The organism is Streptomyces sp. NPDC101237 (assembly GCF_044767465.1).
Lineage (GTDB): Bacteria > Actinomycetota > Actinomycetes > Streptomycetales > Streptomycetaceae > Streptomyces > Streptomyces gramineus.
The window spans coordinates 41,077-62,566 of sequence record NZ_JBIWNY010000016.1 but is presented as its reverse complement, the minus strand read 5'-3'; the positions used below and the strand labels follow the sequence as shown (position 1 = coordinate 62,566).

Annotated in this window: 22 protein-coding genes and 1 pseudogene; 14 read left to right on the top strand and 9 right to left on the bottom strand. The window is 73.7% G+C overall.

Annotation, left to right across the window (positions count from 1 at the left end):
• Positions 1 to 55 precede the first annotated feature (55 nt).
• From ACIRQ9_RS24240 to ACIRQ9_RS24230, 3 genes are all read left to right on the top strand, one after another.
• Positions 56 to 991 (top strand): acyltransferase domain-containing protein, encoded by a 936-nt coding sequence (locus tag ACIRQ9_RS24240; RefSeq protein ID WP_404177095.1) that lies wholly within the window; start codon positions 56 to 58, stop codon positions 989 to 991.
• 57 nt (positions 992 to 1,048) lie between these two features.
• Positions 1,049 to 1,729 carry a class I SAM-dependent methyltransferase gene (locus tag ACIRQ9_RS24235; protein ID WP_404177463.1) on the top strand — a complete coding sequence of 227 codons (681 nt, stop codon included), beginning with the start codon at positions 1,049 to 1,051 and terminating at the stop codon, positions 1,727 to 1,729.
• 109 nt (positions 1,730 to 1,838) lie between these two features.
• Complete coding sequence (locus tag ACIRQ9_RS24230; RefSeq protein WP_404177092.1) at positions 1,839 to 2,297, top strand: DoxX family protein; 459 nt, start codon at positions 1,839 to 1,841, stop codon at positions 2,295 to 2,297.
• A gap of 56 nt (positions 2,298 to 2,353) precedes the next feature.
• On the opposite strand, the gene ACIRQ9_RS24225 is transcribed toward ACIRQ9_RS24230, so the two are convergent.
• Positions 2,354 to 2,950 (bottom strand): RNA-binding S4 domain-containing protein, encoded by a 597-nt coding sequence (locus ACIRQ9_RS24225; RefSeq protein WP_404177089.1) that lies wholly within the window; start codon positions 2,948 to 2,950, stop codon positions 2,354 to 2,356.
• Between the two features lie 121 nt (positions 2,951 to 3,071).
• Between ACIRQ9_RS24225 and ACIRQ9_RS24220 the strand changes: the two genes are divergently transcribed.
• Entirely contained in the window at positions 3,072 to 3,779 is a 708-nt protein-coding gene (locus ACIRQ9_RS24220; RefSeq protein WP_404177086.1) for a uracil-DNA glycosylase, read from the top strand.
• An 82-nt stretch (positions 3,780 to 3,861) separates the two neighbouring features.
• Here the strand turns inward: ACIRQ9_RS24220 and ACIRQ9_RS24215 are convergent, their stop codons facing one another.
• Positions 3,862 to 4,326, bottom strand: coding sequence for a GNAT family N-acetyltransferase (locus ACIRQ9_RS24215; RefSeq protein ID WP_404177460.1), 465 nt, complete (start codon positions 4,324 to 4,326; stop codon positions 3,862 to 3,864).
• A gap of 57 nt (positions 4,327 to 4,383) precedes the next feature.
• Positions 4,384 to 4,611, bottom strand: a pseudogene (locus ACIRQ9_RS24210) (RidA family protein); the annotation flags it as partial.
• Positions 4,612 to 5,054: 443 nt separating this feature from the next.
• On the opposite strand from ACIRQ9_RS24210, the gene ACIRQ9_RS24205 reads away from it, so the two are divergent.
• The 5 genes from ACIRQ9_RS24205 to ACIRQ9_RS24185 all read left to right on the top strand — a co-directional run bounded on the left by ACIRQ9_RS24205 (position 5,055) and on the right by ACIRQ9_RS24185 (position 9,906).
• Positions 5,055 to 5,315, top strand: coding sequence for a hypothetical protein (locus tag ACIRQ9_RS24205; RefSeq protein ID WP_404177083.1), 261 nt, complete (start codon positions 5,055 to 5,057; stop codon positions 5,313 to 5,315).
• Positions 5,316 to 5,418: 103 nt separating this feature from the next.
• Positions 5,419 to 6,150, top strand: coding sequence for a hypothetical protein (locus ACIRQ9_RS24200; protein WP_404177080.1), 732 nt, complete (start codon positions 5,419 to 5,421; stop codon positions 6,148 to 6,150).
• A gap of 561 nt (positions 6,151 to 6,711) precedes the next feature.
• A complete protein-coding gene (locus ACIRQ9_RS24195; RefSeq protein WP_404177077.1) occupies positions 6,712 to 8,568 on the top strand; it encodes an FUSC family protein in 1,857 nt (618 codons plus the stop codon).
• 358 nt (positions 8,569 to 8,926) lie between these two features.
• Complete coding sequence (locus tag ACIRQ9_RS24190; RefSeq protein WP_404177074.1) at positions 8,927 to 9,571, top strand: DUF899 domain-containing protein; 645 nt, start codon at positions 8,927 to 8,929, stop codon at positions 9,569 to 9,571.
• Positions 9,572 to 9,726: 155 nt separating this feature from the next.
• Positions 9,727 to 9,906: a hypothetical protein gene (locus ACIRQ9_RS24185; protein WP_404177071.1), complete on the top strand. Its 180-nt coding sequence runs from the start codon at positions 9,727 to 9,729 to the stop codon at positions 9,904 to 9,906.
• Here the strand turns inward: ACIRQ9_RS24185 and ACIRQ9_RS24180 are convergent.
• From ACIRQ9_RS24180 to ACIRQ9_RS24170, 3 genes are all read right to left on the bottom strand, one after another.
• Positions 9,903 to 11,765: an ABC transporter ATP-binding protein gene (locus ACIRQ9_RS24180; RefSeq protein ID WP_404177457.1), complete on the bottom strand. Its 1,863-nt coding sequence runs from the start codon at positions 11,763 to 11,765 to the stop codon at positions 9,903 to 9,905. The genes ACIRQ9_RS24185 and ACIRQ9_RS24180 overlap by 4 nt on opposite strands.
• 397 nt (positions 11,766 to 12,162) lie before the next feature.
• Complete coding sequence (locus tag ACIRQ9_RS24175) at positions 12,163 to 12,597, bottom strand: hypothetical protein (protein ID WP_404177068.1); 435 nt, start codon at positions 12,595 to 12,597, stop codon at positions 12,163 to 12,165.
• Positions 12,594 to 13,277, bottom strand: a complete 684-nt coding sequence (locus tag ACIRQ9_RS24170) for an ATP-binding protein (RefSeq protein WP_404177065.1) — start codon at positions 13,275 to 13,277, stop codon at positions 12,594 to 12,596. Before ACIRQ9_RS24170 ends, ACIRQ9_RS24175 begins: the two co-directional genes overlap by 4 nt.
• A gap of 378 nt (positions 13,278 to 13,655) precedes the next feature.
• Between ACIRQ9_RS24170 and ACIRQ9_RS24165 the strand changes: the two genes are divergently transcribed.
• From ACIRQ9_RS24165 to ACIRQ9_RS24155, 3 genes are all read left to right on the top strand, one after another.
• Entirely contained in the window at positions 13,656 to 14,516 is an 861-nt protein-coding gene (locus tag ACIRQ9_RS24165) for a helix-turn-helix domain-containing protein (RefSeq protein WP_404177061.1), read from the top strand.
• Entirely contained in the window at positions 14,517 to 14,792 is a 276-nt protein-coding gene (locus ACIRQ9_RS24160) for a DUF397 domain-containing protein (protein WP_123978005.1), read from the top strand.
• A gap of 83 nt (positions 14,793 to 14,875) precedes the next feature.
• Positions 14,876 to 15,658: an SAM-dependent methyltransferase gene (locus ACIRQ9_RS24155; protein WP_404177058.1), complete on the top strand. Its 783-nt coding sequence runs from the start codon at positions 14,876 to 14,878 to the stop codon at positions 15,656 to 15,658.
• Positions 15,659 to 15,716: 58 nt separating this feature from the next.
• Here ACIRQ9_RS24155 and ACIRQ9_RS24150 read toward each other — a convergent pair whose 3' ends face one another.
• Together ACIRQ9_RS24150 and ACIRQ9_RS24145 are read right to left on the bottom strand one after the other, a co-directional pair.
• Positions 15,717 to 17,204 carry a glutamate synthase subunit beta gene (locus tag ACIRQ9_RS24150; protein WP_404177055.1) on the bottom strand — a complete coding sequence of 496 codons (1,488 nt, stop codon included), beginning with the start codon at positions 17,202 to 17,204 and terminating at the stop codon, positions 15,717 to 15,719.
• A gap of 524 nt (positions 17,205 to 17,728) precedes the next feature.
• Positions 17,729 to 18,430: a DUF2293 domain-containing protein gene (locus tag ACIRQ9_RS24145; RefSeq protein ID WP_404177052.1), complete on the bottom strand. Its 702-nt coding sequence runs from the start codon at positions 18,428 to 18,430 to the stop codon at positions 17,729 to 17,731.
• Between the two features lie 134 nt (positions 18,431 to 18,564).
• Between ACIRQ9_RS24145 and ACIRQ9_RS24140 the strand changes: the two genes are divergently transcribed.
• A complete protein-coding gene (locus tag ACIRQ9_RS24140) occupies positions 18,565 to 19,197 on the top strand; it encodes a uridine kinase (protein WP_404177050.1) in 633 nt (210 codons plus the stop codon).
• A gap of 22 nt (positions 19,198 to 19,219) precedes the next feature.
• Here ACIRQ9_RS24140 and ACIRQ9_RS24135 read toward each other — a convergent pair whose 3' ends face one another.
• On the bottom strand, positions 19,220 to 20,347 hold the full coding sequence (locus ACIRQ9_RS24135; RefSeq protein ID WP_404177047.1) for a magnesium and cobalt transport protein CorA: 1,128 nt from the start codon (positions 20,345 to 20,347) through the stop codon (positions 19,220 to 19,222).
• A 332-nt stretch (positions 20,348 to 20,679) separates the two neighbouring features.
• Here ACIRQ9_RS24135 and ACIRQ9_RS24130 point away from each other — a divergent pair, with 332 nt between their 5' ends.
• Positions 20,680 to 21,474, top strand: coding sequence for a methyltransferase (locus ACIRQ9_RS24130; RefSeq protein WP_404177044.1), 795 nt, complete (start codon positions 20,680 to 20,682; stop codon positions 21,472 to 21,474).
• Positions 21,475 to 21,490 lie beyond the last annotated feature (16 nt).

Here is a 21,490-nt window from a genome sequence, read left to right as displayed (position 1 = left end):
ACTCCTCCTTGCAACGTACTCTTCGACCAGGACGTTCACCAAGGGGGACACCGCCGTGCTGCCGGACGCCGACGACCTGCCCGACCTGCTCATCGACCTCGCCGTGCCGCACGAGGACATCAACACGGTCGTGGGCCTGCGGCGGGCCGTGACCGCCGATCCCGGAGTGCTCCGGCTGCTCGCCGCGTGCACCGAGGAGATCACCGGCGCCACGGGCGCCGGGGAGCGCCCGGACGGGGCGTCCAGGTTCGGTGAACTCCTCGCCGCCGCTCCGGCCGCACTGGAAGGACACCTCCTCGTCCACGCCTTCGTCGCCGCGCTGCCCCACGCCCGTGCCTGCCACCGGGCCCGGGGCGTCCCCGCCGACGTGTCCCGGCACACCCTCGCCGACCTGGGACGCACCATGGCGCTGCACCGCAGGCGGCACGGCACGGGAGGGCTGTCGCCGGTCCAGGCGGCCTGGCTCGTCCGGCACTTCCGCGGCGACCTCTACCAGCTGGGCCGGCTCCAGTACGAGCGGGCCCGGCTCGGCGAGCGCACCGCCCGGGCGATCAGCGCCACCGCGACGGGCCCGGCCCGAACCGCAGCCCCCGGCCGGCCCTGCCTGAACCTGCACATCCCCGACCACCACGGTCCGCTGAGCCCCGCCGCCTGCGACCGCTCACTGGCCCTGGCGCGGGAGTTCTTCGCCCGCCACTTCCCCGAGGAGCGGTACGAGGCCGCGACCTGTCACTCCTGGCTGCTCGACCCGCAGCTGAGGCGCTACCTGCGCGCGGACTCGAACATCGTCCGCTTCCAGGACCGCTTCCGGCCCGGCCACGAGGACACGGAACCGGTGGACACCACCGCCGTGCAGTTCGTCTTCGGCGCCCCGGACCTGCCGGTACCGGACCTGCCCCGGCGCACCTCGGTGGAGCGGGCGGTCGGCGACCACCTGCGGGCCGGCGGCCACTGGTACCTCGGACACGGCTGGTTTCCCTGGGAAGGGTGACACCGCGTCGGGAACGTCCCCGCCGGGGCGCGTCGTTGGACGGGCATGACGGTCGAGATGCGTGACGGGTACGAGGGGACGGGGCCGGGCGCGATCACCCCGGACGGCTGCGCGGTCGAGCTCTACGCGCGGCTGTCCGCCGGGGCAGAACCGGGCATCGTGGCGGCGGCGGTCCCGGCCAGCGCCTCCGTCCTGGAACTGGGCAGCGGCGTCGGCCGGATGACCCACCCGCTGCTGGAACGCGGCTTCACGGTCACCGCGGTGGACGAGTCGGCGCAGATGCTGGAGCGCGTCCGGGGCGCGCGCACGGTGCACGCCACCATCGAAGGGCTCGACCTCGCCGAGAGGTTCGACGTGGTGCTGCTTGCCTCCTTCCTGGTGCACACCGGGGACGCGGAGGTACGCCGGGGGATGCTGCGCACCTGCGCGGCGCACGTGGCGGACGGCGGCTGCGTCCTCGTCCAGCGGGAGGGCGCCGACTACCACGCGGACGTCCCGAGGGAACGGCGCGACCCCGCCGGGTACACCGTGCGGGTGGTGTCCGCGGAACCGGTCGGGGACGGGGTGAACTCGGTGCGGGTGGAGTACGAGTTCCCGGACGCGGCCTGGACGCAGACGTTCCTGGCCCGGCCGCTCACCCGGGAGCAGTTCGAGGAGGCGCTCGCGGAGGCGGGCCTGCGCGTCGCCGAGTACCTGACCGAGGACGGCATGTGGGTGAAGGCGGTACCGGCCGTATAGCGGGAAGCGGCGGCCGGCCGGCAACCGCCCGCCGCGGCCGATGAGTTCTCCGCGGCCCGTGGGTCTACCCCGGTGACAGCATCAGGGACCGCTTCCCCAGGAGAACCCCATGACCGAGTCCGCCGCTTCCGCCGCCCTCACCGCTCCCGCCCCGGTCGTCGCCGGCCCTGCGACCGCCCGTGGCCGCAGGGCGGCCCGGCTCGCCCTGCGCACGGTGCAGGTGCTGCTCGCCCTCTTCTACGCCGGTGCGAGCGCGCTGCCCAAACTGATCGCGCACCCGACGGCCGTCGAGTCCTTCGACCGGATCGGCTGGGGCAGCGCCGGCATGTACACCATCGGAGTGCTCGAACTGGCCGGTGCGGCCGCCCTGCTGGTCCCGGTGCTGCAGTCGGTGGCGGCGACGGCGCTGAGCGCGCTCATGGTGGGCGCGTTCATCGTCCAGCTCACCGTCTTCGACGGCCAGAACGCGGCGACCCCGCTCGTCCTGATCGTGCCGCTGGCGCTGATCGCCTGGGCCCGGCGCGGCCAGAACGCCCGCCTGTGGGGGCTCCTCCGGGCCCGGGCCTGACGCCTGCGCGGGCCGGGCGGGCAACGGCGCGGAGGGCTGGGCCGGGGACCGCCGGATCACCGTCCGCCGCCCGGCCGGCCCGGTCCACCCGGTCCACCCGGTCCACCCGCGCCGCCGGTCCCGCCGAAGCCGCGCAGCCGTTCCAGATCGCGCCGGTCGCGCTTGGTGGGGCGGCCGGTGCCGCGGTCGCGCAGGCCGATGGGGACGAAGGCCTCGCGGGGCGGGGGCGGCGGGGAGTTGTCGACGTAGCACTGCGCCGCCACCGGGGCACCGACCCGCTTGCGGATCAGACGCTTCACGACGACGATCCGCTCCCGCCCCTCCTGACGCACCCGTACCTCGTCGCCGACGCGCACGGAGTGGGCGGGCTTGACCCGCTCGCCGTTCACCTGGACATGCCCGCCCCGGCAGGCGGTGGCGCCCGCCGAACGCGTCTTGACCAGGCGTACGGCCCAGATCCAGCTGTCGATCCGCACGTTCTCGCCGGGAGCGGGACCCGCGGCCTCGGCGGCGGCCACGGCCGCGGCGACAGCGGCCGGATCGGGGGCCGGGGCGGCGGCAGCCGCCGTGTCGCCGGCGGACTCGGCCGGGGCGGGACGCGCCGTCCCACCGCTGTCGTGCCCGGTGCCCGAGCCCGCGTCCTCAGAAGCCATGCCCCGACCTTAGCCCGCCGGGCCGGGAGACACGGAGCCGATGTCGTGGACGCCGGGGCGGTGCGCCCGCCGATCGGGCACCGCCCGCACGCCCGGGACCCCGTGGCCTACCGTTGACCACGTGCCCCGCCCGCCTGACTCCTCGCCCGACCCTCTCGCCCTCCTCGACCAGCGGATCAGCGAGTGCCGGGCCTGCCCGCGCCTGGTCGCCTGGCGAGAGGAGGTGGCCCGCACCAAGCGTGCCGCGTTCGCCGACTGGACGTACTGGGGGCGGCCGGTCCCCGGCTTCGGACCGGCCGACGCGCCGCTGCTGATCATCGGGCTCGCACCGGCCGCGCACGGCGCCAACCGCACCGGCCGGATGTTCACCGGCGACCGCTCCGGCGACGTGCTGTACCAGGCGCTGTACGACGTCGGGCTCGCCTCGCAGCCGACGGCGGAGCGCATCGGCGACGGCCTGGAACTGTACGGCGTGCGCATCACGGCGCCCGTGCACTGCGCTCCGCCCGACAACAAGCCGACTCCCGCGGAGCGCGACACCTGCCGGTCCTGGCTGGTCGAGGAGCTGACGCTGCTGCGGCCGACCGCACGCGCCGCCGTCGTGCTCGGCGCCTTCGGCTGGCAGGCGGCACTGCCCGCGCTGGCCGCGGCCGGCTGGGACGTGCCCCGGCCACGCCCTGCCTTCGCGCACGGCGCCCGGGTCGATCTCGGCGGCCTCGACCTCTTCGGCTGCTTCCACGTGAGCCAGCGCAACACCTTCACCGGCCGCCTCACCCCCGAGATGCTCCGCGACGTCCTGCGGACGGCGGCCGAGGCGGCCGGGCTCTGACCCGGACGGCACGCCCGGACAGCGCGTGCCCACCGCCGCCGGCGCCACCGGTGACGGGAGCCGCCGTATCGGGCGCCGGGCCTCAGGGCCGCCAGACGTAGCGCACGTCCGGCTCCCGCTCCTCGTTCCCGCTGCCGTCCGTGCGCTCGACGGCGACGAAGCCGTGCCGCTCGTAGAACCGGTGGGCGGGCCTGTTGACCTGGAACGTCCAGAGCGTGAGCCCCCGTGGCGAGCGCTCCTTGGCCAGTGCGACGAACCGGTCGCCGAGGCCGCGTCCCCGCCACTCGGGGTCCAGGTACAACTGGGACAGCAGCTCCCCGTTGAGCACCATCACGCCCACCACCCGGCCGTCCGCCTCCGCGAGCCAGGTCTCCCGCTCCGGCACCACCACGTCCCGGAAGTACGCCCGTACCTCGTCGTCGGAACGGGGGCGGACGACGGTGGGCAGCGCGGCGGAGAACGACCGCAGCCAGACGTCGGCGACGGCACCGGCGTCCGCTCCCGCCGCCCGGCGCAGCACCGCCTCCTCACCCGCCGCCGCGGGCACGACGGCCGTGGCCGTGATCTCCACCAGCTGCCCGGTGTACCCGAGGCAGGCCACCCCGAGCAGGGTCGAGGAATGCGGTCCCGCACCGATCCCGGAGGCCCTGACCACCTGCCAGACGGCGGACAGTTCGGCCGGATCACCACTCACGACGTACACGTCGGTGGCCACCACGTGCGCCAGATCGCTGCCCACGGACCGCAGTTGCTCGCGGAGATTGGCGACGGCCTGCCGGGCCTGCCGCACCGGATCGCCCGGAGCCAGCTGCCCGTCGGCGTCGAGCGGCACGGCCCCGGCGAGGAACGCGAGCCGCGTCCCGGCCTCGACCACGGAGGCGTGTGCGTAGCCGGGCGGCGGGAAGAGAGCGTGGGCGATGGCACGACGGATCACGGCGGTTCCTCGGGCAGACGACGGGCAGTGTCCCGATCATCCGGACACCGGGCCGTGAGCGCACCCCCATATCCGTTGGACAGAGCGGCTTCCGGCCGTCAGTCCTGCGCCCGCGGGCGCAGGGCGCACCCGCGGACACGGCGCTTTCGGGCACACCGCCGGAGTCCGGACCGCCGGCGGCCCGGACCGCGCTCACCGGTGACATCTCGGAGGCCGCCGTCTCACGCACCGTCCACCACGTCCCCAGCAGGCATCGCACCGGCCCGGCACACTGGCCCCGCGGCCTTCCGGGACCGTGCACCTTCCATGTCCTCGCCGAACTCCGTTACCCGGCCGGGGAGATGTCGCCCCGACGCGCCGCCGGACGCCGTCCCGTACCGGTGCCCGTCGTCCGGGCCTTCACGGCGTACACCTACCCACGAGCCCTGAACGCCCGGCCCCAGGGGTCGTACGAGTCGACGGCCAGGGCCGCGCTGCGGGCCTTTCGCACCGCGGCCCGCAAACGACTGCGGGCGACGCCGCCCGACGCCCTGCTCAGCGTCGCCGAAGAACTCGACCATCCGCCGACCCGCCACCGGCACCGCGATCTCCGGGAGTCGTGAGAACGCCCTCCAAGGGGTATTCGCTCCGGCGCGCGCACCACATTCTTTCACCGCTCGAAAATCCGTTGGAAAGGGCCGAGTCGGCGCTGCTACCTTCCTTCACGTGGCGAAACTCAATCAGATCATCGCGGTCGAGAAGGGCATCAAGTCCAAGGCACATCAGGACCTGACGGCGGCTCATCACGGACTGCAGAAGCCCGCGTTGCTGGCCGGTATCTCGCGGACCTATCAGCCGAAGGACGAAGAGGGCGAGCAGCTGCCGCCCGAGTCCACGCGGGTCCAGGTCAAGGCCGAGGACGTGCTCCGGGAGACCTCGGCCACGCTGACGCGGCTCTTCGACGTGACCGCCACCAAGGACTGGGCCAACTGCGCGGCCACGGCCGACGTGAGCCTGGACGGACGGGTGCTGGTCGCCGGCGTGCCCGTCTCCTACCTGCTGTTCCTGGAGAAGCAGCTCGTCGACCTCAACACCTTCGTACGGAAGCTGCCCGTGCTCGACGCCTCCGAGTCGTGGGTGCAGGACCCCTCCACCGACGCCTGGAAGACCGAGCCGGTGCGGACCCTGCGGACCAAGAAGGTCCCCCGCAACCACGTGAAGGCCGAGGCGACCGAGAAACACCCGGCGCAGGTCGAGGTCTACTACGAGGACATTCCGGTGGGGTATTGGACCACCGTGAAGTTCTCCGGTGCCCTGCCCGCCCGGCGTGTCAACGAACTCCTCGACCGGGTCGAGAAGTTGCAGCAGGCCGTCAAATTCGCCCGCGAAGAGGCGAACGGCGCCGACGTCGTCGACCAGCGGGTCGGTGACGCCGTCTTCGGCTATCTCTTCGGATAGCCGATTCCAGACTCCCGGCCCTGTGCGGCCGGGGTGCGCGAGGAGCGCAAAGCTGAAGCTGAGCCTTGTCGTGACGAGCGGTCGTACCCCACAGAACACGGGGCGGACCGCGTTGAATCTCAGACTCTCGCTCCAGACTCAGCATTCGCCGCCGATCGCCGGATCGACCGGGCTCGGGCCCCAGCACGTCGAAATGCAGGTTCAAGTCCTGCCCGCGCAGCTCGATGCGTGGTGGTCCAAAGGAAGGACGCGGCGACCTCACGACTGACCCGGGTTCTCCAGTGTGCCGGCGTGTGACGATGGGCGGCTCTCCAGGGCCCGGGGGCAGGCTACGCCCCCGGGCCCGCTCCCGTTCCGCTCCCGTTCCGTGCCCGTTCACGCTCCCGTTCCCCGTGACGTCGCGTTCATGAGGAACACGGCTCCCCGTCCCACTCGTCACACCTGCGACACACGAACGGACCTTTCCGTACGGGAACACCGCCTACCCTGGGAACACCGAACCCGACAGCCCGGCCACCGTCGTCCGAAGGCACACCCCGCCCTCGCCCGGACAGGAGCCCCGTGTCCCCTCGTGTCGCCCCGCCGCCCTGGCTCGCACACGCCCTGCGCGCACAGCGCGGGCCCGTGCCCTGGAGCGCCGTGACGAGAGGCGCGCTGGCCGCCGGGCCGCTCCTGCTGGTCTCCGTCGTCCTCCACCACACCTCCCTCGGCGTGATCGCCGCCATCGCCGCGATGCTCGCCGGGATCAACGACCGGCCCGGCAGCCGGCGGGCCGCCGTGCGCCGGCTCGGGGCGCCCGCGGCCGCCGGCGCCGCCGGACTGCTCGCCGGAACCTACGGCGGCGCACACCTCACCGCCCTGCCCCTGACCCTTCTGCTCACCGTGCTCGGCCTGGTCGCGGGCGCCACCAGCGCCGTCGGGCCGGTCGCCTCCGGGGCCGGGACGCAGTTCCTGGTCGCCGCCGCCGTCGGTGCCGGCATGCCGGTGCCCGAAGCGGGCTGGCAGCGCGCCCTCGCCTTCCTCGCCGGAGCCGGCTGGCTGCTGGTGCTGCGCGTGGCCCTGCCCACCCCGGGCGCCCTCGGCGGCGACTACCGCTTCGACGGCGAACGGGACGCCGTCGCCGCCGTGTACGACGCCGTCGCCGACCTGCTCGCCGCCGTCGGCACCGCGACCGCCCTGGAACGGCGAGGAGCGCTCACCGCCGCACTCGACCACGCCCAGGACGCGCTCACCGGACCCCGGCTGCGGCGCCACGCCAGTTCCGCCGCCGAGCGCCGGCTGCACGCGCAGTACGCCGCCGCACTGCCCCTCGCCGAGGCGGCCACCGCGCTGGCCTGGGCGGAGGAACGGATCTCCGGGCGGGCCGCCGAGGGCCCGCGCCGGCTGGCCGCCGCGGTCCGCGGCGGCCGCGGCGGCGGACCGCTGCCCGCGCCGTCCCGGTCGGCGCCCGCCCTGCGCGCCCTGGACGACGCCCTGCTGCGCGCCGCCGAGGCCTTCGACCGGGCCGGCGACGGCGGGCACCTGCCGCCCGTCCGGCGCCGCGGCCCCCAGGAGGTCCTGCGGGCCGCGCTCGGCAGCGGCGGCCGGGAGTACGGGCTGCGCGTCGCCCTGTGCTTCGGGGCCGCCGCCGGCCTCGCCCAGGCCCTGCACCACGCCCGCTGGTACGGCGAGCACCAGCACTGGTACTGGCTGCCCGCCACCGCCGTCTTCCTCGTCAAGCCCGACCTCGGACCGCTCGCCTCCCGGGTGCTGTGCCGGGCCGCCGGCACCGTCCTCGGCGCCCTCGTCTTCGCGGTCCTCGCCGCCGTACTGCCCCGGCCCGGAGGACTGGTCGCGCTGGTCGCCGTCTGCGGAGCGGTCCTGCCGGTGGCCACCCGGCACTTCGCCGCCCAGACCGCCGTCGCCACCGTCCTCGTGCTCGCCCTGGTCATGGCCGGCGGCGAACCGCAGGCCTCCGCCGGCCGCATCGGCGAGACCCTGCTCGCCTGCGCGATCGTGCTGGTCGTGGGACATCTGCCGATGGCCGGGAAGCGGGGCGGCGGGGTGCGGGCCCGGCTCGCGGCCGCCGGACGGGCCGCGCACGCCTACCTCGGCCACGTCCTGAGCGAGTCCGCCGACCGCGGCGAACGCTGGGCCCTGCGCCGCGAGGCCTACCGCACCCTCGCCGAGGCCCGCACCGCCATCGCCCTCGCCGCCGCCGAACTCCCCGCCCTCGCCCGGCACTCCGAGGGCACCGACGAGGTGGCCGCGGTACTCGAACGGCTCGTGGACACGACCACCGCGTGCGCCGTGCACCTCGACGAGACCGGACGCCTCACCACCCTGCACACCCGGCGACTGGAGGACCTGGCGGCCGAACTGGAACACGGCGGGCGGCGGCTCGGGCTCACGGTGCCGCGGATGCCGGCCGCGGCGTAGGCGGCGGCCGGGCCGGGCGTTCTCCGTCCCCGAAGCGCGCCCACACCGGAGCGTGGTCCGACCCCGGCGCCCCGCGGCGCACCGCCGGATCCTCGCCCACCGACGGCAGGTCCGGCGGACCGGCCGGGGTCGGGGTCCCGGCCGGTGTGCGACAGGGGCAGGACGGGACGCGCGGTCCGCCTCGCCCGGCCCGAGGACCGGGTGCTACGTCGAGGCGGTGAGCGTCTCTCGCCGACGGCCGCCGCCGAGCCCGCGGAACGGCACCGTCGGGCCGCGCGGAAAAATCTTCGGCGGCGGCGATGAGTTCTGCGTCCCGCGGCGGTCAGCACCCGGAACCGACCGTCGTACAGGAGGGCCCATGTCGCTTCCGGAGATCGTCTCGCGCGAGCGGTGGCGCGCCGCGCGCGAGGAGTTACTGCTCAAGGAAGAGGCGCTCACCCGCGCGCGGGACGCGCTCAACGCCGAACGGCGCCGGCTCCCGATGGTCGAGGTCGACCCCGAGTACGTCCTCGAAGGCGGCGACGGCAAGGCCACCCTGCTCGACCTCTTCGACGGACGCGCCCAACTGATCGTCCACCACTTCATGTTCGCCCCGGAGTGGGAGGCCGGCTGTCCCAACTGCGCCGCGTTCCTGGACCAGATCGGCCACCTCGCTCATCTGCGGGCGCGCGGCACCTCGTTCGCGGTGGTCTCCCGGGCCCCGTTCACCAGGATCCTGCCGTTCAAGGCCCGGATGGGCTGGACGCTGGCCTGGTACTCCTCGTGCCACAGCGACTTCAACCGTGACTTCGGGGCCACCCTGATGGTCGACGACGAGCCGGTCGAACGGCCCGGAATCAGCTGCTTCCTGCGCGAACACGACCGCGTCTTCCACACCTACTCGGCCCACGGCCGCGCTCTCGACGGACTCGGCTCGACCGACTCGCTGCTCGACCTCACGGCGCTCGGCCGGCTGCCGGCGGGCAGCGACCGGGTGCGCTATCACGACGAGTACGAAGACTGACACGAACGGTCACGAAGGTGGCCGAATGTCAACGGACTCTCACCCTCCGCGCCGGTGGCGTGTCGGTTGAGTCTCAGTACCGTCACCGGGCGAGCCGTCCGCGTTCTCCGCAGCGTTAACTCCAACAAGTACGACGCACTGGTTGGAGGTGCAGGATGGTGAACGGGCGAACCGTGCTCGAACGCTTTCCCGCAGGCGGGCCGCGGGGATCATGGCCGGCGGAGGAGTTCGCGCACGCGCGACGGCTCGAAGGCATGCCCGCGGAGGTCGTGATGGACCTGGCGACGGACACGTTCCTGGTCATCGTGCGCGGCGGCGGCGGAGCCCGGGGCTAACCCGCCTCGCGGGCGGGCACCTTGGCCGTGAACTGGTCCGCCTGGAGCGCGTACAGCTCCGCGTAGACACCGCCGCTCGCCAGGAGTTCGTCCGGGGTCCCGGACTCCACCACCCGGCCCTGGTCGAGGACGTGCACCAGATCGGCGTGGCGCACCGACGCCAGGCGGTGGGTGATCAGGACGACGGTCTGGCCGCCGCCCGCCAGCGCGCGGATCTTCTCGAAGACCTCCAGCTCGGCCCGGGCGTCCAGGGCGGCCGTCGGCTCGTCCACGATCAGGATGTGCCCGCGCCGGTAGGCGGCCCGCGCGATGCCGAGGCGCTGCCACTGCCCGCCGGACAGCTCGTGCCCGCCGCTGAAGTTGCGGGCCAGCAGGGTGTCCAGGCCGCGCGGCAGGTCCTCGACCACCTCCTGGGCGCCCGCCTCCGAGACCGACCGGGTCAGCCGCTCCTCGGTGAGCGGCGCCGACGAGCGGCCGACGGCCACGTTGACCTTGGCGGTGAAGGGCCAGCGCTTGAAGTCCTGGGCCACCATCGCGATGCGCTCGGCCAGCCGGTGCCGGTCGGCGCGGGCCGCGTCGACCCCGTCCCACAGGATCCGGCCCCGGTCCGGCTGGTACAGCCCGGCCAGCAGCTTGACCAGGGTGGTCTTGCCGGAGCCGTTCTCGCCGACCAGGGCGACGATCCGGCCGAGCGGGAGCGTGAGGGAGACGTCGTCCAGGGCGGGACGGGCGGCGTCACCGGGGTAGGTGAACGTGACCTTCTCGAAGCGGATCTCCCGCGGGTCGTCCGGGAGCGTGTCGCCGCCGGTCGGGATGGCCCGCTCGGCGGCCTCGACGTACAGCCGCTCCAGGTCGCCGACGAACAGCGCCTCCTCGTGCAGCGTGTTGACCTCCAGCACCAGCGTGTTCAGGCTCGCCGAGCCGGTCCGGATGGCGATCACCGCGGTACCGGCCACCGACAGGGCCATCGCCCCGCTCAGCAGCAGTCCGCCCAGCGTCGCGTACGTGGCGACCGTCGCCAGCCCCGTCCAGGCGGCCGCGATCAGGCCGGTGCGGGCCGCGAGCCGGGCCAGCCGGGCCTGCTCCGCCTCCGCCGTCTCCGACATCGCCCGGAAGTGCCGCAGCAGGAACGGACCGACCCCGTGCACCCGGATCTCCGGCGCCGCCTCCGGCTCGGTGAGCAGCGAGCTGATCAGATGTCCGGCGCGGGCGTGCTGCACCCAGGTGTGGAACGACTCGTAGCGGCGCCGTGCGTTGGTCAGCGCGCCCCACGCGCTCGGGATGGTCATCGTGATCAGCAGCGGCAGCAGCGCCGGGTGCAGCACGGTCAGCACGCCGGCCGCGGCGATCAGCGAGATCATCGCGTTCACCACGCGCGTGCCGTACATGATCATGCGGCGGGCGGAGGAGGCGCCGTACTGCGCGGTGTCCAGCAGCTTGTGGAAGGCGTGGTCCTCGATCGCGGCGAGCTCGACGGCCGCCGCGCGCTCCAGGTACATCTCGGTCGCCACCCGCTCGACCTTGGGTTCCAGGCGGCCGGTGGCGTAGGTGGACGCGGCGCGCAGCACGGCGGCCAGGAACAGCACGGCGGCCATGGTCACCAGGGCCGGGGCGGCGCCGTCCAGCCGTTCCTCGATGGTTCCGCCGCCGATCAGCCGGCCCAGCACGCTGTTGACGGCCAGCAGGCTGACCGCCTGGGTCACGCCGATGGCCACCTGCGCGGCCAGCACCACGCGCGCGGCGCCGGGGTCCGCCTGGCGGGCCAGCCGCAGGCTGGACGTGAGCATGCCCGGCAGGCGGGCCAGCATCGCCCGCAGGTCCAGCTCCAGGAAGGCGTCCCGGTGCTGGTTCCAGCCCATGTCGTAGCGGAGCGGCCCCCCGAACAGCAGCCGCTCCGACTCCGACACCTCGGACGCCGCCGTGTCCCGCCTCTTCGTCACCGCGTTCCTCCCCAGGGCCGTGGACGAACGGCCACTATCGCGGCCCCGGCGGGCGCCGGGCAGGGCGTACGGCGGGGCTCGCGGGGCACGGGGGAGTGCGGCGGGGGTGCGGAGGCGGGGACGGTGTCCGCGACGGCGGCCGGCTCCCGGACCGCCTCCCGAGACGGGCGGTCCCGGCGGCCGCGGTGCCCGCCCCGGCGGCGGTCGTGGCGCGCGGCGGCCGGTTCCTCTTGCGGCGTCCCGCGCGGCTGGTCCTACGGCGGCGCGGCCGACGGCCGCGGGCTTCGCGTCGCCGTCGGCCGTGACCGTGCGGTGGTCAGGCGCTCAGGGGGCGGGACCACTCCGGGGTCGTCCCCGTCACCCGGCACAGGGCGAGGTAGAGCGGTATCGGCGGGGTGTACGGCACGGTGCCCTCGGAGCGGTGGATCAGCCGGGCGGCGCCGGGAAGCGGGGCGCCCGGACTGTAGTGGGCCGGGGCGGGCCAGCTGAGCGCGTAGTCGGAGTCGGACGGGACGATCCACCACCAGCGCGTACCGTCGGCGTACACGCACCCCACCCGCGGCAGCCGGGGGATCACCAGCGGCCCGAGGCGGGCCGGTACGGCCACGGCGTCGCAGCCCAGCGGGGTCGTCATGCCCTCCGGCACCGGGTGCCGGCGGTCACCGTCCGGGGCGGCCGACGGCCGGCCGCGCTGCAGCCGGACCAGGGTGTCCAGGCCCAGCGACCGGCCGGAACCGGGGATGCCGTTCACGGCCGCCTCCGCCCGGGCACCGGGCGCAGCACCGCCTCCGACTGCCCCTCCTCCCCGGAACCGGGCGAGGGACGGTGGACCGGGCTGTGCGCGGGCCCGTGCGACGGTCCCCGGGACGGGCCGCGCGAGGGGCCCGGGTCGGGGCGGGCGCCCCATCCCAGATCGTCGCGGGGCTCGGCGGAGTCCGGGACGGCGGTCCGGTGCGGCAGTTCCGCCCAGACCAGCAGCCCGGAACCGTGCTCCTGAGCTCCCCAGGCCTTGCACAGCGCCTCGACGAGGAGCAACCCCCTCCCGTGCTCCTCCTCCGGACGCTGTGGGGACGGGTGGGGCTCGTCCGGTGCACAGCCCTCGTCCTGCACGGCGATGCGCACCGTGCCGTCCTGGTCCCGCACCTCGCACACGACGCGACTGGTCGCGGTGTGCACGATCGCGTTGGTGACCAGCTCGGAGATGACGAGCAGGGCGGTGTCACAGGTGTCCGCGCAGACCGACCAGCCGGTCAGCCGGGCACGCACCAGGCGTCTCGCCTGGGCGGGCGAACCCGGATGAGCGGCCAGCTCGAACCGGAACCGGCGCTCGGCACCGCCCCCACCAGGGGCGACAACCGCGGCAGCGCCGAGACCGGGACGGTCCGCGGCGGCGTCTGTTCCTAAGGGCGGGGACGGAATCACGCTTGCCACTATCGCCCCGCCGTGAACACTTGGCAAGGGTCACTCTGAAAAATGCAGAGTGCTGTGTGACGCGGTGGGACGCCGTGGCACACTGCTCGCAACAGCATGTCGAGCGGCGCCAGTTGGGATCAGTGAGGATCCGGCGGACCGATCCGGCCAATGTGATCGATGCGACTGAAGCGGGAAGTTTCCGGCCTTTGCCGTCAATTCGGTCATACCGTCCGGCCTGGTGACACCGTCGGACCCTCGGACGAGTCTTCGAACGGCGCCGCTGGGCTGTCAGCACGCCGCTGACACCTGGAACCGGGTGACACCTGTATGTGGCGTCGGCCATACCGCCGGCGGCACAAGTGACGGCCCGGCCGGGCAACTTCGTGGAGGTGGAGCGTGAGCGAGCCGCGGTCCGCGCCGACCGTGGGCCAGGTGGTCCTCGGGCGGCGCCTCCTTGACCTGCGTGAACGCGCCGGACTCAAGCGCGAGGAGGCCGCCCGCGTGCTCCGCGTGGCCCCCGCCACCGTCCGCCGCATGGAGATGGCCGAGGTCGCCCTCAAGATCCCGTACCTCCAACTGCTCCTGAAGGCCTACGGGGTCGGCGACGAGGAGGCCGACCTCTTCGTCCGGCTCGCCGAGGACGCCAACCGGCCCGGCTGGTGGCAGCGGTTCCACGACATCCTCCCCGGCTGGTTCTCCATGTACGTCAGCCTGGAGGGCGCGGCCAGCCTGATCCGCTCCTACGAACCGCACTTCGTGCCCGGCCTCCTGCAGACCGAGGCGTACGCGCGCGGGGTGCTGAAGTCGGGCGCGGTCGGCCAGACCCAGCCCGAGGAGATCGAGCGCCATGTCGCCCTGCGCATGCAGCGCCAGGGTCTGCTCACCCGTGACGACGCCCCCCGCTTCTGGGCGGTGATGGACGAGACCGTCCTGCGCCGCCCGGTCGGCGGTCCGGAGGTGATGCGCGCCCAGATCGACCGGCTGCTCGAGGTCACGAAGCTGCCCAACGTGACGCTCCAGGTCGCCCCGTTCGAGAGCGGGCCGCACCCGGGGACGTACGGGCCCTTCGTGCTGTTCCGATTCGCCATGCCCGAACTGCCGGACATGGTCTACAGCGAGTACATGACCGGCGCCGTCTACCTCGACGCGCGCGCCGAGGTGGCGAGCCACCTGGAGGTCATGGACCGCATGGCGGCGCATGCCGCTACGGCACAACGCACGAAGGAGATCCTCCGGGATCTCCGCAAGGAGCTGTGAATGGATCGCATCAAACCCCAGTCCGGGCCACGGAACCGCACCGAGCGGATCTACAACGGCATGCCCGCCCGGGACCTGGGCAGTGAGGGCTGGCACAAGCCGTGGAGCGGCGGCAACGGCGGCAACTGCCTGGAAGCGATGAAACTGGCCGACGGCCGGATCGCCGTCCGCCAGTCGACCGACCCCGACGGACCGGCGCTGATCTACACCACGGACGAGATGACGGCCTTCATCGAGGGCGCCAAGGCAGGGGAGGCCGACTTCCTGCTCTCCTGAAGCTGTTCCCTTTGTCTTGTTCAACTTCTCTGTAATGGTGCTGAATTGATCGTCCACCCTGTCCGACGCTTACGGAGAGCCTCGTGATCGACACCAGCAAGCCGCACCCGGCACGCATGTACGACTGGTATCTCGGCGGCAAGGACAACTACCCGGTCGACGAGGAGATGGGCCGGCAGATGCTGGCCCTCGACCCCCGTGTGCCGGTGATGGCCCGCGTCAACCGGGCCTTCATGCACCGCGCCACCCGGTGGCTCGCCGAGCGGGGCGTGCGGCAGTTCCTGGACATCGGCACGGGCATACCGACCGAGCCCAACCTGCACCAGGTCGCCCAGGGCGTCGCCCCCGACGCCCGGGTCGTGTACTGCGACAACGACCCGATCGTGCTGGCCCACGCGTCCGCCCTGCTGCGCAGCACGCCCGAGGGCGCGACCGAGTACCTCCAGGCCGACGTGCGCGACCCGGCGGCGATCGTCGCCGGTGCCCGCAAGATCCTGGACCTCGACCGCCCGGTCGCGCTGTCGCTGGTCGCCCTGCTCCACTTCGTCCCCGACGAGGACGGCGCGCACGAACTGGTCGGCAGGCTGCTCGCCGAACTGCCCTCGGGAAGCTACCTGACGATGACGCACGCCACCGCCGACTTCACTCCGCAGGAGTCGGCGGCGGCCACCGCGAAACTCAAGGCGGCCGGCGTCACCCTGGCACTGCGCTCCGAGGAGGAGTTCGGCCGCTTCTTCGACGGCCTGGAACTGGTCGACCCCGGCCTCGCCGTGGTCCACCACTGGCATCCTGAACTGGGCGAACCGGTGCCCGGCCAGGACGACGGGGTGATTCCCGGCTACGCGGCGGTGGCCCGCAAGCCGTGACCCCGCGCCCGTCCCGGCTCCGGCGAGCCGGGACGGCACCCCACCTCCGCAGGCGCCCCTACACGGTCATCGGCCGGTCGTACGGCGAGATCGGCGACGGCAGCCGCGAACTCCCCGTCAGGTAGCGGTCGACGGCCGCCGCCACCGCCCGGCCCTCCGCGATCGCCCAGACGATGAGCGACTGCCCGCGCGCCGCGTCCCCGGCCACGAACACGCCGGGCACGTTCGTCGTGAACTCCGCGTCCCGGGCGATCGTCCCGCGCGGCTCCATCACCACGCCCAACTGGTCGACGAGCCCGTCCTCCGCGGTGGGCCCCGAGAAACCGAGCGCGAGCAGCACCATGTCGGCGGGCAGCTCCCGGCCGGTGCCCTCCAGCGGCCGACGCGCCGCGTCCACCTCCGTCAGGTGCAGCGCCCGCACCCGCCCGTTCCCGTCGCCGGTGAAGCGCAGCGTCGACGCCGCGAACAGCCGGGCGTCCGCGTGCGCGTGGGGCGCCGTCTCCAGGTCCCGCGCCTCCTCGTGCGCCGCCGACAAGCGGTAGATCTTCGGATACGTCGGCCACGGCTCGATGTCCTCGTCCCGCTCCGCGCCCGGCTGCGCGTAGATGTCCAGCTGTGTCACCGACGCGGCCCGCTCCCGCACCGCCGTCCCCAGGCAGTCCGCCCCCGTGTCGCCCCCGCCCACGATCACCACATGCCGGCCGGCCGCCGACAGCGGCGACCGCTCCAGATCCCCCTCGCCCACCCGGTTGGACAGCGGCAGATACTCCATCGCCTGATGGATCCCCGCCAGCTCCCGCCCCGGCACCGGAAGTTCCCGCCACGCCGTCGCACCGGTCGCGATCACCACCGCGTCGTACCGCGTCCGCAGCTCCGCCGCCCCGATGTCCCGTCCCACCGTCACCGACGTGCGGAACTTCGTGCCCTCGGCCCGCATCTGCCCGAGCCGCCGTTCCAGATGGTGCTTCTCCATCTTGAACGCGGGGATGCCGTACCGCATCAGTCCGCCCAGCCGGTCGTCCTTCTCGTACACGGCGACGGTGTGACCCGCCCGGGTCAGCTGCTGCGCCGCCGCGAGACCGGCCGGACCGGACCCGATCACCGCTACCGTCCGGCCGGACAGCCGCTCCGGCGGCCGCGGCGAGGCGAGCCCGTCCACCCAGGCCCGGTCGGCGATGGCACACTCGACGTTCTTGATCGTGACGGCCGGCTGATTGATGGCGAGCACGCACCCCGCCTCGCACGGTGCCGGGCACAGCCGCCCGGTGAACTCGGGGAAGTTGTTCGTCGCGTGCAGCCGGTCGGCCGCCGCCCGCCAGTCCTCCCGGGACACCAGGTCGTTCCACTCGGGGATGAGGTTCCCCAGTGGACACGCGTCGTGGCAGAACGGCACCCCGCAGTCCATGCAGCGGTCCGCCTGCCTGGTGATGATCGGCAGCAGCGCGCCGGGGACGTACACCTCGTCCCAGTCCCGGACCCGCTCCTCAACCGGCCGCCGGGGCCACTCCTCCCGCGGCGTGGTCATGAAACCCTTGGGATCGGCCATGGTCGACTTCCTCGCGTGCGATGGCCCAGGCCATGCGTCATGGGGCGGCACCCTTGCGGCCACGATACGTCCGCTGGCGCGGACCCGCAGAGCGGCTGACAGCGCTCTCCGCGGACCCCTCCTCGGCCCGGGATCCGGAGCGGTCCCGGCGGCCGCTGGTTCTCCCCCTGACCGCTCCCGGACCCGGGCCGGTACCCACGCTCAGGGCAGGGCGAGTACGTATACGGGCGAGTAGGTATACGACAGCCGCCGCGGCCGACGCGAGCGTGCGCGCGTGGTTCCACCGCGTCCACTCGCGCACGTACAACGGCTAGTAGCAGGCGGCCTCCGGGGTGTCCGGCTCCGGCGCGGCCAGCGCCTCGTTCCGGGGCACGTTCGCCACCACGGTGCGGTCCCCAGGGCTCCTAGCAGGACCAGCACCTCGTACGGTCCGTCGATCACGACCACCACACTCACTCTCGCCACTCGCCTCGGACACCTTCCCCCCCCTCAACTCCGCGCCGACGCCCGCCCCGCTCCCGGCGTCAGCCGGTCAGGCGGATCTCCACCCCTGCCTCCCAGTCCCGCAGCACCCCCTCCACCGTCCGCGCGATCCGCCGCCGCGCCTCGTACCGGGGCACCCCGGCCATCAGCAGCTGGTCGTACGGAGTGTCCACATGGCGTACTGCCGCCACCACCGCCGAGACCACCGCCCCCTCCGTGAGCGCCCGTCCGTCCGCGGTCCGCCCCACCCGCCCGCTGCCCCGCACCGACGCGTGCGCCGCGATCGCCCGGGCCCGCTCCGCCGGACAGCCCGGGAACAGCCGCAGGATCTCCGCCGCGAAGGCCGCCGTGAACCGCACGTCCTCCCGGGCCCGCCGCTTCGCGTCCCGCGCCCGGCGCCGCCGCCGCGCCTCGCCGTCGGCCAGGCACCGAGCCTCCGCCCGGGCCAGGGCGTCCTCCTCGACGAGGACGCCCTGCCGCTCGTACCGGCTCCTGCGCCGGTGGAACCGAACCACCACCACCGACAGCGCGCTCTCCTCCCGGGAGCGCCGGGTCAGCGCGGTGTCCCCGCGCGGCAGGAACACCAGGTGCGCGAGATCGGCACACACCAGACACCGCGGCGCCCCGTCCTCCAGCACCAGCATCGACAGCGGCCCCCGCCGGCAGGCCGCGCAGCGCTTGTGCCGGAGAGGCTGCACCACCAGAAGTCCGCCGTGGTGAGGGGGAGTTGCCAGACGTGTCATACGCGGTTCATTCCCCCTCCGGGCGCGGGGTCCCACGTCCGTGCGGCGACGGGCGCCGGAGGTCCTGGCGAACCCCCGCGCCGTGCCCCGGCCCCGGCAGGTCCACCGCCCCGGCCACGCGGCATCATGATCGGGTGCGACTCGAAGCGATCACCTGGGACCGGCTCGCCGACCGCCTCGCCGAGCGGCTGGCCGGGCTGAAGCCCGCCGACGGAGGGGCCTGGCCGCGTGTCGCCCTCGACGGGGCCCCGGCCGCCCGGCCCGGGGACCTCGCGGAGCGCGTCGCGGAGGCGTTGCGCCTGCGGGGCCGGCCCTCGCTCGTCGTCGGCACGGAAGGCTTCCTGCGCCCCGCCTCACTGCGCCTGGAGCACGGCCGCCGCGACGCCGAGTCCTACTACGGCGGCTGGTTCGACACCAACGCCCTGTGGCGGGAGGTCTTCGGCCCCCTCGATCCCGGCGGCACCGGACGGGTCCTGCCCGACCTGTGGGACCCGGCGACCGACCGCGCCACCCGCAACCCGTACGTGCAACTCCCGCCCGGCGGGGTCCTGCTGCTGCACGGACCGCTGCTCCTGCGGCACTGGTTCCCCTTCGACCTGACCGTCCACCTCCTGCTCTCTTCCGGCGCCCTGCGCCGCCGCACCCCCGAGCCCGACCACTGGACCCTGCCCGCCTTCGAGCGCTACGAAGCCGAGAGCGATCCCGCCGGCACGGCCGACGTCCTGGTCCGCGCCGACGACGCGAGGCATCCGGCGTGGAACGGCTGAACAGCCGGCGAGCCGCGGTCCCTCAGAGCCAGCCGTTGCGCCGGAAGCCCCGGTAGAGCACCAGACAGGCCGCCGATATGACACCGATGACGAGCGGATAGCCGAACCGCCAGTGCAGCTCCGGCATGTGATCGAAGTTCATGCCGTACACCCCGCACACCATCGTCGGCACCGCGATCACCGCCGCCCAGGCCGTGATCTTCCGCATGTCCTCGTTCTGGGAGACCGTGACCTGCGCCAGATGCGCCTGCAGAATGGAGTTGAGCAGTTCGTCGAAGGACGCGATCTGCTCCTTGGCCCGCATCAGGTGGTCGAGCACGTCCCGGAAGTAGGCCTGTATCTCCGGTGCGATCAGCCGCACGGGCCGGGTGGTCAGCTCCTCCATGGGCCTGGCCAGCGGAACCACGGCCCGCTTCAGCTCCAGGAGTTCACGCTTCATCTGGTAGATCCGCCCGGGGTCGGCCCGCGCGCCGTTCTCCGCGAACACGTCGGCCTCGACCTGGTCGATGTCGGCCTGCACCGCGTCCGTGACGTTCAGATAGTCGTCGACCACGTGGTCCGCGATCGCGTGCAGCACCGCCGCCGGTCCCTTGGCGAGCTGGTGCGGCGTCGCCTCCAGCTCCTCGCGCAGCGGCCCGAGCGAGCCGTGCCGTCCGTGCCGCACCGTGATCACGAAGTCCGCGCCGACGAACAGCATGATCTCGCCGGTGTTCACCACCTCGCTGGTCGCCGTCAGCTTCTCGTGCTCGACGTAGCAGACCGTCTTGAACACGGCGAACAACGTCTCGCCGTAGCGCTCCACCTTGGGGCGCTGATGGGCCTCGACCGCGTCCTCCACGGCCAGCGGGTGCAGATCGAACAGCTCGGCGATGCCCACGAACTCGCTGTCCGTCGGCTCGTGCAGGCCCAGCCAGACGAATCCCTCGCCCTTCTTGCGCACCCGCTCCACCGCCGAGTAGAGATCACTGCACTCGGGGACCCGGACCCCGCCCTCGTACGTCACGCAGTTGACCACCGAGGAACCCAGCGGGGAGCGCGCGTGATGGTTCAGGTCGACGCGGGGCCGCCGCCGGGCAAGCCGCGCCACCCGGCGCAGGCCGCCGGCCCTGCCCAGGCCCGTGACCTTCCGCAGATTCCCTGCCATCGTCATCCGGATCTCCTTGCGTGGATCCCTTCGTGCAGCGCTTTCGCGCCCTGGCGGGCAAGTCTGCCAGCCTCGCGTGAAACACGGGTAAGGCTGGGGGAGCGTCCGGTTCCGGTTGGTTCCCGCCTGTGCACAACCCGCCTCCGAAGGCCTGTTCCCGCCCCTCGCCCACGAGTTCCCCGCGTCCGGCGGCCGTACGCCGCGGCACCGAGCGCCCGCCGCGCCACCGAGCGCCCGCCGCGGCACCGGGCGTCAGCCGCCGCGGCACCGGGCGTCAGCCGCCGCGGCGCCGGGCGTCGGCCCCCGCGCCCAATTCGGACAACGGGGATGATCGCTTCATGACACAGTCCGACGGATACCTCCTCGACAACCGCCAGAGCGAGGCCGCCCAGCGCTTCGGCGCCTTCGCCGCCCTTTTCGACCCCACCACCTTCCGGCACCTGGAGGCACTCGGTCTCGCACCGGGCTGGAGCTGCTGGGAGGTCGGGGCCGGCGGCACGTCGGTGGTGTCCTGGCTGGCCGAGAAGGTCGGACCGGCCGGCCGGGTCGTCGCCACCGACATCGACACCTCCCTGCTGGCCACGGCCGCCCACCCACCGGTCGAGGTCCGCACCCACGACGTCGGCACGGAGCAGCCGCCGGGGGAGGGCTTCGACCTCGTGCACGCCCGGCTCGTCCTGGTCCATGTCCCGGACCGGGAACACGCCCTGCGCTCCATGATCAAGGCTCTGCGCCCCGGCGGCCTGCTGCTGATCGAGGACGCCGACCCCGCTCTCCAGCCTCTGACCTGCCCCTACGAGTACGGCCCCGAGCAGCGGCTCGCCAACCGGCTGCGCCAGGGCTTCCGCGGGCTCCTCGCCGACCGCGGCGCCGACCTGTCGTACGGACGCAAGCTCCCGCAACTGCTCCGCGAGGCCGGGCTCCGGCAGGTGGAGGCCGACGCCTACTTCCCCGTCGCCTCGCCCGCCTGCACCGCCCTGGAGTCCGCGACCGTCCGGCAGATCCGGGACCGGCTCGTCGCCGCGGGCCTGGCCACCGACGAGGAGATCGACCAGCACCTCGCCAACGTGGCGGCGGGCACCATGGACCTCGTCACCGCCCCGATGATCTCGGCGTGGGGCCGCAAGGAATAGCCCCGGAACAGCGCGC